Raw genomic sequence first — 14,669 nt, forward strand, 5'->3', positions numbered from 1 at the left:
ACGCCACGGCTCGGCGGGCTGGATGGTCTGGCGGCGAGACGGGGACGCTCCACAGGCGATGGAGCGCAACGGGGGAGCGTCCATCATGTTCGATCCTACTACCTGGACCGGTTTTCACACTTGGCTGAGCCTGATCGCGATAGCAACCGGATTCATTGCCCTGCTTGACCTCATCGGCGGCAAGGACCGAGCCGGCTTGACCGCGCTCTTTCTGATCACCGCTATCGGGACCAGCGCCACCGGCTTCGGCTTTCCTTTTACGGGCGTGCTGCCGTCGCACATCATCGGTATTGTGGCACTCGTCATTCTCGCCGTCACCGTGCCGGCTCGCTACCACTTCCGCCGCGTCGGCATTTGGAACGTGGTGTATGCGATCGGGATCGTTGCCAGCCTCTATCTTCTTGTCTTTGTCGGCGTGGCTCAGGCCTTCGGCAAGGTGCCGGCGCTTCATGCTCTCGCGCCGACCCAGTCTGAGCCGCCCTTCGCCATTGCCGAAGCGATCGTGCTCATCCTGTTCGCTATCGCCGGCTTCGCCGCCGTGCGCGGCTCGCGGCATGTCATGCGGCCTGCATTTTGAACTGAATGATGAACGGAAGCCCGCCTCAGAACTGAGGCGGGCCCATGTCGAGAGGCGGCGGCGCGAACTGCGGAATGTTCAGTTCGATCGTCGAAGGGTCCACCTTGGGGCCACTGTCGAGCCAGTAGGTCACGATTTCCGGCCACAACGTCACCACCGCAACGACCGTGAGCTGAATGAACAGCCACGGAATGGCGCCCTTGTAGATCTGCGAGGTGCGGATTGAGGGCGGTGCAATGCCACGCAGGTAGAACAGCGCGAAGCCGAAGGGCGGATGCATGAACGAGGTCTGCATGTTCGCGCAGAGCAGCACGCCAAACCAGATCAGATTTATGTCCAGCTTTTGCGCCACTGGAACCAGCAGCGGCACGATGATGAACGCGATCTCGAAGAAGTCGAGAAAGAACGCGATGAAGAAGACGAATATGTTGACGAAAATCAGGAAGCCGAGACGCCCACCGGGAAGCTGTGAGAGCAGATGCTCGATCCAGAGTGCGCCGTCCATGCCTTGGAAGACTAGGCTGAAGCAGGTTGCGCCAATAAGAATGAACACCACCATCGCGGTAAGCCGCATGGTCGAATTCATGGCCTGACGCAGCAGGTCCCAGGTCAGCCGCCGATGCGCCGCCGCGAGGACGATGGCACCGACCGCCCCCATCGCGCCCGCCTCGGTCGGCGTCGCAAGACCAAGCGCGAGGGTGCCGAGGACCAGCCCGATCAGCACGATCGACGGGATCATGCCGCGCAGCACCTGCTTTATCACCGGCCAGCCGCTCTGGCCGATCGCCTCTCTCGGCAAAGGCGGCATCAATTTCGGCTTGAAGATCGACAACACGAAAATATAGGTCAGGAACAGGACGACCTGCAGAATCGAGGGGCCGATGGCCCCCAGATACATGTCGCCGACCGAGCGACCCAGTTGCTCGGCGAGCACGATCAGCACCAGTGAGGGCGGGATCAGCTGCGCGATGGTGCCGGAGGCCGCGATCACGCCCGTGGCCAGCTTCTGGTCATAGCCATATCGCATCATCACCGGCAGCGAGATCACTCCCATGGCGATCACCGATGCTGCGACCGTACCGGTAATCGCTCCGAGCACCGCGCCCACAAGGATCACCGCATAGGCCAGACCGCCGGGCAGCTTGCCGAACAGCTTGCCCGTGCCTTCCAGCAGGTCCTCGGCGAGGCCACATCGCTCCAGCACTGCGCCCATGAAGGTGAAGAAGGGGATGGCCAGCAGCAGGTCGTTGGAAATGATGCCGTAGAAACGGAACGGCAGCGCCTGCAGGAAGCTCGGATGAAAGTGGTCGGTGAGAATGCCGACCGTGCCGAAGAACAGCCCGACCGCGACCAGCGAGAAGGCAACCGGGAACCCGGCCAGCATGAAGCAGATCATGCCACCGAACATCAGCGGAGGCATTACGCCATGGGAGAACATGCGGATCTCTCTGCTATCGGGGTCGAAGGATGGGTGAGTTGCCGAGCCAGCCCATCACTGGAGCGGCTTTTCGTATTCGGTCTCGATGGTGATGACCCCGCGCAGCGCCGCTACGCGTTTGATGAGTTCCGAGAGGCCCTGGATGGTGAGCAGGGAAAAACCCAGCGGCAGCAGCAACTTCGCCGGCCACAAGATGAGCCCTCCTGCGTTCTGCGACACCTCGTCCGAAAGGAATGACTGCCAAAAGAACGGGAAACTCAGTGAGGTGAGAAAGATGCCCGCCGGGATCAAAACGATGGTAAACCCGCCCGCGTCGAGCCAGAGCCGCCCGCGGGGCGAAAGCATCATATAGAGCAGGTCGACACGGACGTGACCGTTCATCTTCAGCGTATAGGGCGCTCCGAGGAGAACCACGGCACCGAAGAGATACCACTGGATCTCCAGCAGTCCATTGGTACTGTAGCTCAGAATATAGCGGACGGTTGCGTTACCCGCGCTGATCAGAACGGCGAAAAGCACAAAATACGCAGCAAGGCGACCGAACTGTTCATTGAACCAGTCGATTCCTCGACTGAGGGCAAGCAGCCCACTCATCGCACGTTCCCCTCTTGTCGCCGACTTTTGTCGTTGTGGCTTTCAGAAGACGCTGAAATCGCCGCCTGCGCCATTTTCGGCAAGATAGACGATCGTCTCACGCAATTTAAACCGCAAGACCAAATCGCCCGCGTCTGATCGAAACTCCACCCGGATGCTGTGCAAGATGCTGGAGGCGGTGCGTCCGGAAACGGCGGCGGATCGCGGAACCTCTCCCCCCATGAACCCGTGCGCCGATCACATCATGCACGCGCCGACAGCGGGGCCCAGCACGGCTATGCCCTGCTCCGGGTCATCTCCTTCGCCGACCTCCTGAAACACTGCGCCTTGAATTCTCCCACCGCTACACACGGATGAAGGGCGCAATCCATCCGGGCTGCCTATCCCCGCATCGGTCGGGGAAAGGGCAACTCGCCGCTCTGGTGCCTGCTGTTTCAAGGGGTGGCGAACACATTCGCAATCGCCGGCCGCACACTCGGCCGCGCGACCATGATCTGGGCCGCACCTTCCCACGCGTTTTTCCAGTGAGGGAGCCGGCCACCCGCAGGCAGCGGACCAAAGCACGAACAATCGAAAATTGCGTGACAATGCCTTATGTATCAAGCAAGATACGACCGGGTGCCTTTTCCACTTTCAGTAAAGGCAGGTTTTGCGTTGGTCGGGCCGCCGCGCAGGATCTGATGTGGGACACGGTATTCCTTGCCTAATCCGGACAATATGACGCTGTTCGCATGCACCTTGCCCTCATGGCGCAAAATGTGGCGCATATGCTTGGCTTCAGCTGCATTTAAAAACGCATCTGAATTCCCTACACTTTCCAGAATGGTGAGGCCGCTTTCCTGCCATATGTACGGACACAGAGGCTTTCGATGAACATCGAAACCGCAGCGGCGGCCTCTCTCCCGTGGAAACCTGGCGGGACCGTCATCGACAACTCGCCCGCGATTGCTCTGGCAGGGAGCGCTCATCCCAAAGTCCGTGCACCTGTCTCGCGGTCGTTTCTGAGACGCGTTTGGCAGCAGGCTACCGCTCACTCTCGTCGCTGAATCCACTTTCGGAATTCTGCGCAATTGAAGAAGTCAGGTCCGACGTAAAATCGCGCGTCCAGCCTAGGAGACCCTCGAGTTCATGGCGCTTTGGCTCGTACCCCTTTTGCCATTGATCGGAGCGATGCTTCCGCCGCTCCTCATCCGCTCCGGCCGCGACGTGTGCGCGAGCGCAACAGGCTTCGTATCGCTGGCAGCGCTAGCACTGCTGCTTTCCCAGGCGGCGCCTGTCTTCGGTGGTGAAACGGTCCTTGTGAGCCTGCCCTGGGTTCCGCAGATCGGCCTATCCTTTTCCTTCATGCTCGACGGTCTAGGCCTGTTCTTTGCCGCGATGATCCTCATCGTGGGACTTCTGGTCATCATCTATGCGCGCTCCTACCTTGATCGCAGCGACCCGATGGGCCGTTTCTACGCCTACCTGCTGTTGTTTCAGGGCGCGATGCTTGGCGTGGTCCTCTCGGACAACATCATCCTTCTGCTGATTTTCTGGGAGCTGACCAGCCTCACCTCCTTCTTGCTGATCGGGTTTTGGCGACACCGCGAAGATGCGCGCCAGGGTGCGCGAATGGCTCTGGTGGTCACCGGCGGCGGCGGCCTGGCGCTCATCGGTGGCCTGCTCATCCTCGGTAATATCGCCGGCAGCTACCAGCTCTCTGAAATCCTGTCGCGCGGCGACATCATCAAGGCGTCTCCACTCTATCTGCCGGCGCTGCTGCTGATCTTGCTCGGGGCTTTCACAAAGAGTGCACAGTTCCCGTTTCATTTCTGGCTGCCTCACGCCATGGCAGCGCCGACGCCCGTCTCTGCCTACCTGCACTCGGCAACCATGGTGAAAGCCGGCATTTTCCTCCTGACGCGGCTCTGGCCGGTGCTCGCGGGAACGGACGCCTGGTTCCTTATCGTCGCCCCCGTCGGTCTCGCGACCATGGTGATTGCGGCGTGGATCGCCAACTTCAAGGATGATCTCAAGGGACTGCTTGCTTTCTCGACGGTGAGCCATCTTGGCCTGATCACCATGCTTCTGGGCCTGGGAACGCCAATGGCCGCGGTGGCTGCCGTCTTCCACATTCTAAACCACGCAACCTTCAAGGCCGCGCTGTTCATGAGCGCCGGCATCATCGACCATGAGGCGGGAACGCGCGATATCCCTCGCCTTGGCGGGCTCGCGACGCTCATGCCGATCACCGGGACACTTGCCATGCTGGCCACGGCCTCCATGGCCGGTGTTCCGCTCTTCAACGGCTTCCTGTCGAAGGAGATGATGCTGGAAGAGGCGGCCCACACCTCCTATGCCGGCATCGCGTGGCTGTTTCCGCTGCTCGCAACGATCGCAGCCCTTTTCTCGGTCGCCTATTCGGCGCGTTTTGCGATCCGCACCTTCCTCGGGCCGGTTCGCCAGGACTACCCTCATCATCCCCATGATCCGCCGATTGGAATGTGGGCGCCGGTTGCCATGCTCATCGTACCGGCCCTGGCCATCGGCCTCTTTCCGGGCGCCGTCGCGGGCCGGCTGGTCGAACTCACCGCGGGCGCGGTCGTCGGCGGTCCGCTGCCGGACTACTATCTCGCGCTCTGGCACGGCCTCACACCGGCGCTGATCATGAGCGCGCTCGCGTTCGCCGGTGGCGCGCTGATGTTTCTGTCCTATGCCAAACTGAATGCTGTCCGGCTGCGTTTTATCCGCCCGGAGGCCCGCGACATGTTCGAGGCCGCGTCCCAAGGCGCGGTGTTGGCCGCTCGCCGTATCATCGGTTGGGTGCACAACGGCTCTCTCTCGTTCTATCTGCGGGCCATCCTCGTCACGCTGCTCGCTGTTGGCGGCTACGCCATTTGGAGTGCCCCGCAAGGCGAGGCCACCCGCATGCCGCTGCCGATCACGATTCCGGCGCTCGTTGCATGGGTCCTGCTGGCCATTGCGAGCCTGGCGGTGGTGGTTCGTCACGGCGACCGTCTTCCCGCCCTGATCCTCACCAGCGTGGTCGGTCTCGTCGTGGCGCTCGGCTTCGTTCAGTTCTCGGCACCGGATCTGGCACTGACCCAGATCTCCGTCGACGTGGTGACGACGATCCTGTTGCTCCTGGCGCTGAACCTTCTGCCCAAGACAACCCCGCGGGAGCAGAGCATTCCCGGGCGCTGGCGGGACGGCATTCTTGCCGGGGCCGGCGGACTGGGCTGCGGCGCGCTCGCCTACGCCGTCATGACGCGAGAAGGCACGAGTATCGCAGACTATTTCCTTGCCCAGTCGAAACCCGGCGGCGGCGGAACCAATGTGGTCAACGTCATCCTGGTGGACTTCCGTGGCTACGACACTTTCGCCGAGATCATCGTGCTTGGTATCGCCGCCGTGACCATCTTCGCGCTGCTGGACGTGAATCTGAAGAGCCACGCGCTGCGACGGGTCCGCATGCAGCTGCCCAGGGTGGAATCCGGCGATGCTCACCCTTTGCTGCTGGTCGTGGCCGGGCGGGTGCTGTTGCCACTTGCCCTGACAGTCGGCGTCTTCATCTTCCTGCGCGGCCATAATCAGCCCGGCGGCGGCTTCATTGCCGGGCTTGTCGTGGCGATTGCGCTGATCGTTCAGTACATCGCGTCGGGCTATCGCTGGGCGGCGGATCGCAAACGGATGGATTCGCAGGCCATGATCGGGGCAGGCGTCGGAATCGCCGGACTGACGGGCATCGCCGCCTGGGCCTTCGGCAAGCCCTTCCTCACCAGCACCTTCGGCTATTTCACCCTGCCGATCGTCGGCACGTTCGAACTGGCCTCCGCCATGGTCTTCGACCTGGGCGTATTCCTCACCGTGGTGGGCGTCATGGTGCTCTCCCTGGCGCAGCTCTCGCGTGTCGGACAACGCGTCGATCCATTGCCGGCGAACGACGAGGCAATGGACATCGCCCTGGAGGGCACGCCCGATCACGAACAGCCGCAGGAGGCCTGATCGATGGAAATGCTCGTTGCCAGCGCCGTCGGCATCATGACCTCCGTCGGCATTTTCCTGATTCTGCGCGGACGGACCTTCCCGGTGATCCTCGGTCTCACTTTCCTTTCCTATGCGGTGAACGTGTTCCTGTTCACCATGGGCCGCCTCACCGTGGGTCGCCCCCCTATCATCTCGCCGGAAGCGGCGGCTTACACCGACCCTCTGCCACAGGCCCTCGTACTGACCGCCATCGTCATTTCCTTCGGCATGACCGCGCTCATTGTTGTGCTCGCACTGCGCGGCTTCCTCGAAATCGGCTCGGACAGCTCCGACCTCGATCAGCGCCGGGTGCGGGAGCAGCAACACCCTGACGGGCATCACGGTGGTCCTGGCCCCTTGCCGCCTGAGGATGTCCGGGCATGAACAACTGGATCATCGTTCCGGCGCTGCTGCCCGCCTTCACCGCGGCTTTCCTGCTCCTGACACTCCGGCACCGGCCAGAGGCGCAGCGTGTGGTCTCGCTTATTGCAACGGTGCTTGGCTTGATGGTGGCGATCGGCCTGGCGGTTGAGGCCGCCGACGGCGTGCCGCAGGCGTACCGGCTCGGCAACTGGCCCGCGCCATTCGGCATCGTCCTCGTGCTGGACCGACTTTCGGCGACAATGCTGGTGCTGACCGGCGTGCTGGGGGTCTGCGTGGCGCTCTACGCGGCGGCAGATTGGGACAGGCGCGGACAGCACTTCCACCCGCTGCTGCAGTTTCAGCTTCTCGGCATCAACGGCGCCTTCCTCACCGGCGACGTCTTCAACCTGTTCGTTTTCTTCGAGGTGATGCTGATCGCATCCTACGGTCTGATGCTGCATGGCGGTGGACGAGAGCGGCTGAAGGCGGGCTTTCAATATGTCGCCATCAATCTCATTGCCTCGACGCTCTTTCTCATCGGCGTCGGCCTCATTTATTCCGTCACGGGCACGCTCAACATGGCCGATCTCGCCATGAAGATTCCCGATGTCGCGCTGGCGGATCAGGGACTGCTGAAGGCCGGAGCGCTTCTGCTCTTTCTGGTTTTCGCCACCAAGGCCGCTCTGGTGCCGCTGCACTGGTGGCTGCCCGCCACATATGCCTCGACCTCCCCACCTGCGGCCGCGATCTTCATGATCATGACCAAGGTCGGCGCCTATGCCATCCTGCGTGTCTACGGCCTCGTCTTCGGCGCAGAGGCTGGGGCCATGGCATTCGTCGCAGCCCCCTTCGTCCTGCCGGCCGCGCTTGCCACTTTGCTGCTGGGCACGATCGGCCTGCTCGGCAGCCGCGATCTGAAAAGCCTGTCTGCCTTTGCCATCGTCGCGTCCATGGGCACGCTGCTAATCGCCCTCGGCCTTTTCGACGTCACCGGTGTCAGTTCAGCGCTGTACTACGTCGTGCACAGCACGCTTGCAGGGGCAGCCCTATTCCTGCTGGCGGGGCTGATCGCCGACGGGCGCGGCGTGACCGAGGACCGGCTTGTGCCGGCACCTGCCATGCACGGCGAAATCCTGATCGGGGGCCTCTATCTGCTCGCGGCCATCGCCATGGTGGGCCTGCCACCTCTCTCAGGCTTCCTCGGCAAGGTGATGATCCTGGAGGCAACGCGGGTCTCGTCGATCTGGCCGTGGATCTGGGCCCTCATCCTGGGCACCAGCCTGGTCATGACGCTCGGCTTTGTGCGCGCGGGATCCACCTTGTTCTGGTCGAGCCGCCCGCCCGAAGAAACACGGGCTGAAGACCTTCCCGCAAGCACCCAAGCGGTGCCCGTCATCGCCGTCATCATACTACTCGCGCTCACAGGTGCTTGGACCGCGGCCGCCGGCCCGGCGATGATGTGGATGGAGGCCACCGCCCGGCAGTCGCTCGACCGCGATGCCTATGTCGAGGCAGTGCTCGGCCGACACAACGTTCGCACCGCAGGATTGGAGGAGTAAGGACACGATGATGGCTCGCGCCCTTCCCCACCCTCTTCTTTCCGTTGTCATCGCAGTCGTCTGGATTCTGCTGGTCAATGAATTCAGTGCCGGCGCCGTGGTGCTGGGAGCATCCCTTGGCCTGCTCGTCCCGCTGTTCACGGCGCGTTTCTGGCCCGGCAGTGCGCCGCTCAAGGCGCCCCTGACGATCATCGAGTATCTGTTGCTGGTGTTGTGGGATATCGTCGTTTCGAACGTGCAAGTGGCCTACCTCATCCTGTTCAGGCGCGCGAATAGTCTGAGATCCCAGTACGTTACCATTCCGCTCGACTTGAAGACTCCCGAGGCCATCGCGATTTTGGCGGGCACGATCACCATGACCCCGGGTACGGTGAGCGCTGATCTGAGTGCTGACGGCCATGCGCTGCTTGTCCATTGCCTGGAAACGACCGACCCGGACGAAGTCGTCGCATCGGCCAAGGCTCGCTATGAGCGCCGGTTGATAAGGATTTTCGAATGACCACCATCGCTTCCATGATCGCGGCGGCCGCTATATGCGTCTCGCTGGTTCTCACGCTTTATCGGCTGATCACGGGGCCGGATGCGACGGATCGGGTGCTCGCTCTCGACACGCTGGCCATCAACGCCATCGGCCTTGTCGTCCTCTTCGGCATCGTATTCGGCACAATGATGTACTTCGAAGTGTCGCTATTGCTCGCCATGGTCGGCTTCGTGACGACGGTCGGCTTCTGCAAGTTCCTGCTGCGCGGCAACGTCATCGAGTGAGCATAACAATGAACGCCATCGCCGAATTGACCGTCGCCGCCCTGATCCTCATCGGTGCCTTCTTCATTCTGGTAGGCTCTATCGGGCTCGTTAAACTGCCGGACACAATGCGCCGGCTCCATGGGCCGACCAAGGCGACAACACTGGGCATTGGCAGCCTGCTCATCGCGTCAATGCTGTACTTTCTCACGCAGCACGGCCAGATCAGCTTCCACGAGCTTCTGATCACGCTGTTCCTGTTCCTCACCGCACCCGTCAGCGCCAATATGATCGCCAAGGCTCACATCCTGAGGAGCAAAGAAGAACGCAGCCGTCTCCCTCCAACCGGCAGGAAGGTGGACTGGGCAACGCTTGAAGGGGCCCCTCATCGAGGCGATTGATCGGCGTGTCGGCGTCATGGCCGCTATCAGCCGGCATCCACTGCGCCTTTCGCAGCTCGTCGAGCAAGGCCACCGCGCCAGTATAATCGCGGATCTGGCCCGCCGTGATGAAGAAGCTCAGGGGGCGGGCATAGGCATTGGTGACGGCGTGCACCTTGGTGTTCATGCTGCCACCGATCCGGCAGGTCAGGCGGCCGAGATCCCCTTTCTACCCCAAGGCTGGAAGCCGTGTGGAGGGCTTGAGACAGGTCGTATCGAGCGTGACGGTCTGGGGTTCGGCCCCCTGGGCGGATAGACCTTCCATCATGCGTGTGAACACCCCACCGCTTCCGTCGGTTACACAATGCCTGTGCGGCCCATGGTCCCTCGGCGCATCCCGCCAGCGCAGCCTGTCCCGATTGACGAAGATGATCCCGTTCAGCATCGCGTCCTGAGCCTAGTCGCGGCCAACGCCAGCACTCTAACGGCGCGCCTGCCCAGCATAGCCGAGCATCGCGCGCACTTCGGGCAGCATGTAGTAGGCGCCCGCGATCAGCTGCAGAAGAGCTTGCAGCGCGATTGGATCGTCCTTCTCGATCTCTCGGACAAACTCATGAGCATGGCAATCGCGCGCCCGTGCGACGAGTGCACGTACCGTAGGCAGAAGATCCGGACGCGAGGCCAGAGCCCGATCGATGGGCGCATTGCACAAGGCGACCTCGGAGGCGGACGGCATATCTCCCGAACGCGGCACCAGGACATCGGCGAGCCGTGCCAGCACCCTTCGCTCGTCGGGCATCAGCAGGTGCGACGTCGCCGTCATCGGGGCTTCCCCCGTGTGGCAATCAGGTATTCCGCCGCGCGCAGGGAGAGGGCGGCGATCGTCGCCGCCGGATTGGCACAGGATCCTGTGACAAGGATGCTGCCATCCACGATGTGCAGTCCCGGTACGTCCTGCGAGGCACCGAAGCGGTCAACCACCGATGTCGTCGGGTCATCCCCCATCCGGCACGTGCCGAGCGGATGCCATCCATAGTCCGGCAGCAGCGGCACGGAGAGCGTGCGGCTTGCTCCGGAGGCCTGTAGCGACTCCTCCGCCCGAGCAAGGTTGAAGGCAAGCATCGCCCTGGAGTTTTCCGACAGGCTATAGTGAAGGATCGGGATCGGATTCCCGTCGATATCGAGCCTCGCGGGATCAATCTCCACCCGGTTCGCCTCTTCGGGCAGATCTTCGCAGATGATGCCCCACACACCGCTTCGGCCGAGCCAGGCATCGACGTGCCGATGCAGGGCCTCGCCCCAAAGCGGTTCGTTCGGCCAGGGAAACAGCGCGGCGCCGAGCGGGCCGCCGGAAGGGCCCAGATTCCACTTCGCGCCCCGGACGAAGCCGCTGTCGGCGCGGGTCGCGGCGAATTCCAGCGAATAGACCGTCTGGCCCCAGTGGCCCTGCCAGCTTTCCAGAGGCTCGTCGAAAAGTCCCACGGCCCGGCTGAACGGGTGCAGCATCAGCCGTTTGCCAACCAGCCCGGAACCGTTGGCGAGACCGTTCGGGAACCGGGCAGAGCGAGAGGCCAGCAGCAGCCGGGCGGTTCCGATGGCATTGCCGGCGAGTATGACCGTAGGGGCACGCGCCTTGCGTTCGACACCGTCCGCACCCTTGAACACGGCGCCGTTCGCCCGTCCGTGCGCGTCGAGCGTCACACGGGCAACGCGCACGCCGGTGACCAGCCGGGCGCCGCGCGCCTCGGCGAGGGGCCAGTGGGTGATGTCGACGCTGGTCTTGGCTCCAACGGGGCAGCCCTGGCCGCACACGCCAAGCTGAACGCAGGGCTGGCGCCCCTGATAGGGGCGGCTGGTGATGGCATTCGAGCCGGGCCAGCAGTGCCAGCCAAGCTTCGCATGCCCCTCCATGACTTTGCGGCCGACAGGCGACAGCGGCAGCGCTTCCATCGGATAGTCGGGCTGGGGTGGCATCGCCGGATCGCCATTGCGTCCGGACACGCCGAAATCGACGTCGATCCGGTCGTAGAACGGCGCAAGTTCCTCGTAGGAAAGCGGCCAGTCCTCGCCGACACCGTCGGTCGAGTAGGTGCGAAAGTCGGATGGCATGAAGCGCATCCATTGAGCGCCGTAGAGCACGGTGCCGCCACCGACGCCGTTGTACATCATCGGCTTGATGTCGGAGCGGCTGTCGTCGATGAGATAATCGCCGGGACCGCGGCGGATATTCGGGCTCGCGCTCCACGGGCCGAGGGACGTCAATTCCCAGTCGTCCTGCTCACCCCGGTAGGCGGCGGGATCGGGGCGTGGCCCTTGCTCAAGGCACAGGACGTCCACTCCCGCTTCCACCAGACGCCGGGCGACCACCCCTCCCGAGAGCCCGGCACCGACGATCAGCACCTCGGCGGTGAGAGCGTCGCGGTCGAGCGGATCGGCTCTCACGCCACTTCCTCTTCGACGCCTTCATTGCCGATCACGCTCAGGAACCGGCGCGTGCGCTCCTTCCTGGGCCTGTCGAGCACGTCGGCGGGCGCTCCTTCCTCGACAATGCTGCCTTCATCGAAAAACACCACGCGGTCGGCCACCTCGCGTGCGAAGCGGATCTCATGGGTTACGATGATCATCGTCATGCCGGCCTCGGCGAGGGCGCGCATCACGTTCAGCACCTCACCCACCAGCTCGGGATCGAGCGCGGATGTCGGCTCATCGAACAGCATTAGGCGTGGCTTGACCGCGAGTGCACGGGCAATGGCGACACGTTGCTGCTGGCCGCCTGACAGATGCTGCGGCAGATGGTCGGCGTGACTGGACAGCCCGACCGCCGCGAGGAGCCGCCGCGCCAGTGCCTCGGCTTCGGCGCGCGGCACGCCATGGACCCGAACCGGCGCTTCCATGATGTTTTCGAGCGCCGTCAGATTGGCGAACAGATTGAACGACTGGAACACCATGCTGACGCCGACCTCTGCGCGCGCCTTGGCGCGACCGGAGGTTGGCCTGAGCCTGCCGTTCTCCTTCACATAGCCGACATAGCGGCCGCCGACGCGGATCTCGCCCTGGTCCATGGATTCGAGATGATTGACGAGGCGCAGGAGCGTCGACTTGCCCGATCCGCTTGGCCCGATCACCGCGACGACCTCACCAGGCTTCACGTCGAAGCTGATGCCCTTGAGGACGTCACGCTCGCCATAGGCCTTCCAGACATTGACGCATTGCAGGAACGGCTCGTCCGATGCCGCGAAGGACGTCGTGGGAATGAGCTCGCGGACCGCCTCGACGCGCGAGGCCTTCGTCGCGCGGGCCGACGGGCCGGCAGGGGCGGGCCGGATCGCTTTGCGCCTCAAGCCCAGCAATCCGCGCCCGCTGGCCTGCTGGCGCCGTTCCGGGTCGAGCGAGCGCTCGAGCAGCATCTGGGCGATGGAGATGACACTGGTAAGGAGCAGATAGATGAGGCCGGCGCCGGCGAAGACGGTGAAGAACTTGAAATTCTCACCGACGATCTGCTGGGCGCGGAAGGTCAGTTCGTTGACGAAGATGACAGAGGCCACCGACGTCATCTTCAGCATGCCGATCGTATCGTTGGCGAGCGCCGGGAGGATGGCGCGCATGGCCTGCGGCAGCACGATGCGTCGCAAGGTCAGCATGGGGCCCATGCCGAGCGAGGAGGCCGCCACCGCCTGCTGCGGGTTGACCGACAGGATGCCGCCGCGAATGATCTCCGCCGAGAAGGCGGCCTGATTGAGCGAGAAGCCGATGACGGCTGTGGTGAAGCTGTCGAATTTGAGCCCGATCAGCGGCAGCGCATCGAAGATGAACACCAGTTGCAGGAGCAGCGGCGTTCCGCGCATGACCCAGATATAGACCCAGGCAATCCCGCTGATCAGGCGGTATTCGCTTATGCGCATCAGGGCGAGAACGAGACCGAAGGCAAGCCCGATCACCATCGACACGACGGTGATCTGGAGGGCGAGAACAGCGCCAGCCCAAAGGAAATCGGATGTGAAATAGCTGAGGACTTCGGTCGCCCACTCCATCGGATCACTCCCAGGAGAAACATGAAAGCGCGCCGCGAACCGGCGACCTCGGGGAGGCCGCCGGGCGATCGCACGTAGGGATCCGCTCTGGCCGATCAGTTGGTCTTGAGTTCGGCCGGAAGTTCAAGCGCCGGATCGACGCCGTACTTCTTGAACACTTCCTGCTGGCCACCGGAGGCTTGCACCGCCTTCAGCCCGTCAAGCAGCGCTTGAGCAAGCGCGGTGTTGCCCTTCTTCACCGCGGCGCCGATCTGGAAGCCGCTGATGATGCCGTAAGCGCGTTCATAGACCGTCGGGTTGTCGGCGACCGTGCGGTCGACGAGCGCGAGGTCGGTCAACATGATGTCGGCGCGGTTGTTGGCGACGAGGCGGAAACCCGCGGCGTGATCGGGATAGGTCATCACCGTCACGGTCTCCTTGCCACTGGCGACGCACTTGCCGCCGAGTTCCTTCATCTGCGCCTCTTCCACCGTACCGAGGCCAACCGCGACGGTCTTGCCGCACAGATCGTCGTTAGACTTGATATTCTTCGGGTTGCCCTTCTGGGTGATCGCGCCGGTGCCGGCCTTCATGTAGACGACGAAATCGGCCTGCTGTACCCGCTTGGCGTTGTAATAGATGTAGAACATCAGATCCATCTGCCCGGCCACGACCGCGGGGAAGATGCCCGACCAGGCGGCCGGCCGGATCTCGTATTTCACGCCGATGCAGTCGAAGACCTTCTTGGCGAGATCGATGTCGGAGCCGACGAGAGTCTTGGTCTTCGGATCGAGGAAGGCATAGGGCGGGGTCTGGCCGTCGGCACCCATCAACAGGGTCTTTCCGGCGAGTTCCGGATATTTCTCGGCGATCTTTTCAGGTTCGCATTTCGGCGCGTCGGCGAGAACCGGCGCGCTGACCAGTGCGATCGATGCGGCGATGGCAAGTCTTAGTACAGACGAACGCATGGCTGTTCTCCATCAGGATTATCAACTGGAA

14 protein-coding genes and 1 pseudogene are annotated in these 14,669 nt (G+C 63.0%); 7 read left to right on the top strand and 8 right to left on the bottom strand.

Going from position 1 to position 14,669, the window contains the following annotated elements; all coding sequences use genetic code 11:
- Positions 1-58: 58 nt before the first annotated feature.
- Complete coding sequence (locus G3A50_RS04520) at positions 59-577, top strand: hypothetical protein (RefSeq protein WP_210255219.1); 519 nt, start codon at positions 59-61, stop codon at positions 575-577.
- A 25-nt stretch (positions 578-602) separates the two neighbouring features.
- On the opposite strand, the gene G3A50_RS04525 is transcribed toward G3A50_RS04520, so the two are convergent.
- From G3A50_RS04525 to G3A50_RS04535, 3 genes are all read right to left on the bottom strand, one after another.
- Positions 603-2,015, bottom strand: a complete 1,413-nt coding sequence (locus G3A50_RS04525) for a TRAP transporter large permease (protein WP_163074150.1) — start codon at positions 2,013-2,015, stop codon at positions 603-605.
- 54 nt (positions 2,016-2,069) lie between these two features.
- Positions 2,070-2,609 carry a TRAP transporter small permease subunit gene (locus tag G3A50_RS04530; RefSeq protein WP_163074152.1) on the bottom strand — a complete coding sequence of 180 codons (540 nt, stop codon included), beginning with the start codon at positions 2,607-2,609 and terminating at the stop codon, positions 2,070-2,072.
- A gap of 599 nt (positions 2,610-3,208) precedes the next feature.
- Complete coding sequence (locus G3A50_RS04535) at positions 3,209-3,577, bottom strand: hypothetical protein (RefSeq protein WP_163074153.1); 369 nt, start codon at positions 3,575-3,577, stop codon at positions 3,209-3,211.
- 160 nt (positions 3,578-3,737) lie between these two features.
- On the opposite strand from G3A50_RS04535, the gene G3A50_RS04540 reads away from it, so the two are divergent.
- The 6 genes from G3A50_RS04540 to G3A50_RS04565 are packed head-to-tail and all read left to right on the top strand — an operon-like array spanning position 3,738 to position 9,681.
- Positions 3,738-6,593, top strand: a complete 2,856-nt coding sequence (locus tag G3A50_RS04540) for a monovalent cation/H+ antiporter subunit A (RefSeq protein WP_163074159.1) — start codon at positions 3,738-3,740, stop codon at positions 6,591-6,593.
- A 3-nt stretch (positions 6,594-6,596) separates the two neighbouring features.
- A complete protein-coding gene (locus G3A50_RS04545; protein ID WP_163074160.1) occupies positions 6,597-6,998 on the top strand; it encodes a Na+/H+ antiporter subunit C in 402 nt (133 codons plus the stop codon).
- Positions 6,995-8,536 carry a monovalent cation/H+ antiporter subunit D gene (locus tag G3A50_RS04550; protein WP_163074161.1) on the top strand — a complete coding sequence of 514 codons (1,542 nt, stop codon included), beginning with the start codon at positions 6,995-6,997 and terminating at the stop codon, positions 8,534-8,536. The genes G3A50_RS04545 and G3A50_RS04550 overlap by 4 nt, the downstream gene beginning before the upstream one ends.
- A gap of 10 nt (positions 8,537-8,546) precedes the next feature.
- Positions 8,547-9,035, top strand: a complete 489-nt coding sequence (locus G3A50_RS04555) for a Na+/H+ antiporter subunit E (protein WP_163077294.1) — start codon at positions 8,547-8,549, stop codon at positions 9,033-9,035.
- Positions 9,032-9,301 (top strand): K+/H+ antiporter subunit F, encoded by a 270-nt coding sequence (locus G3A50_RS04560; RefSeq protein WP_163074162.1) that lies wholly within the window; start codon positions 9,032-9,034, stop codon positions 9,299-9,301. The genes G3A50_RS04555 and G3A50_RS04560 overlap by 4 nt, the downstream gene beginning before the upstream one ends.
- 8 nt (positions 9,302-9,309) lie before the next feature.
- Positions 9,310-9,681, top strand: coding sequence for a Na+/H+ antiporter subunit G (locus G3A50_RS04565; RefSeq protein WP_163074163.1), 372 nt, complete (start codon positions 9,310-9,312; stop codon positions 9,679-9,681).
- 7 nt (positions 9,682-9,688) lie between these two features.
- On the opposite strand, the pseudogene G3A50_RS22970 reads toward G3A50_RS04565, so the two are convergent.
- The 5 genes and pseudogenes from G3A50_RS22970 to G3A50_RS04590 form a co-directional block, all read right to left on the bottom strand.
- Positions 9,689-10,105 (bottom strand): annotated as a pseudogene (locus tag G3A50_RS22970) (transposase family protein); the annotation flags it as partial.
- A gap of 36 nt (positions 10,106-10,141) precedes the next feature.
- Entirely contained in the window at positions 10,142-10,483 is a 342-nt protein-coding gene (locus tag G3A50_RS04575; protein WP_163074165.1) for a gluconate 2-dehydrogenase subunit 3 family protein, read from the bottom strand.
- Positions 10,480-12,102, bottom strand: coding sequence for a GMC family oxidoreductase (locus G3A50_RS04580; protein WP_163074166.1), 1,623 nt, complete (start codon positions 12,100-12,102; stop codon positions 10,480-10,482). The genes G3A50_RS04575 and G3A50_RS04580 overlap by 4 nt, the downstream gene beginning before the upstream one ends.
- Complete coding sequence (locus tag G3A50_RS22785) at positions 12,099-13,691, bottom strand: amino acid ABC transporter permease/ATP-binding protein (protein WP_163074167.1); 1,593 nt, start codon at positions 13,689-13,691, stop codon at positions 12,099-12,101. Before G3A50_RS22785 ends, G3A50_RS04580 begins: the two co-directional genes overlap by 4 nt.
- Before the next feature lie 95 nt (positions 13,692-13,786).
- On the bottom strand, positions 13,787-14,638 hold the full coding sequence (locus tag G3A50_RS04590; RefSeq protein ID WP_163074168.1) for an ABC transporter substrate-binding protein: 852 nt from the start codon (positions 14,636-14,638) through the stop codon (positions 13,787-13,789).
- Positions 14,639-14,669 lie beyond the last annotated feature (31 nt).

Origin of the sequence: Ancylobacter pratisalsi, from assembly GCF_010669125.1 — a bacterium.
Taxonomy (GTDB): Bacteria; Pseudomonadota; Alphaproteobacteria; order Rhizobiales; family Xanthobacteraceae; genus Ancylobacter; species Ancylobacter pratisalsi.

Excerpts from the sequence above, each read along its gene's own strand:
- G3A50_RS04550 (WP_163074161.1), top strand. The coding sequence starts at position 6,995 with ATGAACAACTGGATCATCGTTCCGGCGCTGCTGCCCGCCTTCACCGCG.
- G3A50_RS04575 (WP_163074165.1), bottom strand. The coding sequence starts at position 10,483 with ATGACGGCGACGTCGCACCTGCTGATGCCCGACGAGCGAAGGGTGCTG.
- G3A50_RS04590 (WP_163074168.1), bottom strand. The coding sequence starts at position 14,638 with ATGCGTTCGTCTGTACTAAGACTTGCCATCGCCGCATCGATCGCACTG.
- G3A50_RS04545 (WP_163074160.1), top strand. The coding sequence starts at position 6,597 with ATGGAAATGCTCGTTGCCAGCGCCGTCGGCATCATGACCTCCGTCGGC.
- G3A50_RS04560 (WP_163074162.1), top strand. The coding sequence starts at position 9,032 with ATGACCACCATCGCTTCCATGATCGCGGCGGCCGCTATATGCGTCTCG.
- G3A50_RS04535 (WP_163074153.1), bottom strand. The coding sequence starts at position 3,577 with ATGAGCGCTCCCTGCCAGAGCAATCGCGGGCGAGTTGTCGATGACGGT.
- G3A50_RS04540 (WP_163074159.1), top strand. The coding sequence starts at position 3,738 with ATGGCGCTTTGGCTCGTACCCCTTTTGCCATTGATCGGAGCGATGCTT.
- G3A50_RS04565 (WP_163074163.1), top strand. The coding sequence starts at position 9,310 with ATGAACGCCATCGCCGAATTGACCGTCGCCGCCCTGATCCTCATCGGT.
- G3A50_RS04520 (WP_210255219.1), top strand. The coding sequence starts at position 59 with ATGGAGCGCAACGGGGGAGCGTCCATCATGTTCGATCCTACTACCTGG.
- G3A50_RS22785 (WP_163074167.1), bottom strand. The coding sequence starts at position 13,691 with ATGGAGTGGGCGACCGAAGTCCTCAGCTATTTCACATCCGATTTCCTT.
- G3A50_RS04555 (WP_163077294.1), top strand. The coding sequence starts at position 8,547 with ATGGCTCGCGCCCTTCCCCACCCTCTTCTTTCCGTTGTCATCGCAGTC.
- G3A50_RS04525 (WP_163074150.1), bottom strand. The coding sequence starts at position 2,015 with ATGTTCTCCCATGGCGTAATGCCTCCGCTGATGTTCGGTGGCATGATC.
- G3A50_RS04530 (WP_163074152.1), bottom strand. The coding sequence starts at position 2,609 with ATGAGTGGGCTGCTTGCCCTCAGTCGAGGAATCGACTGGTTCAATGAA.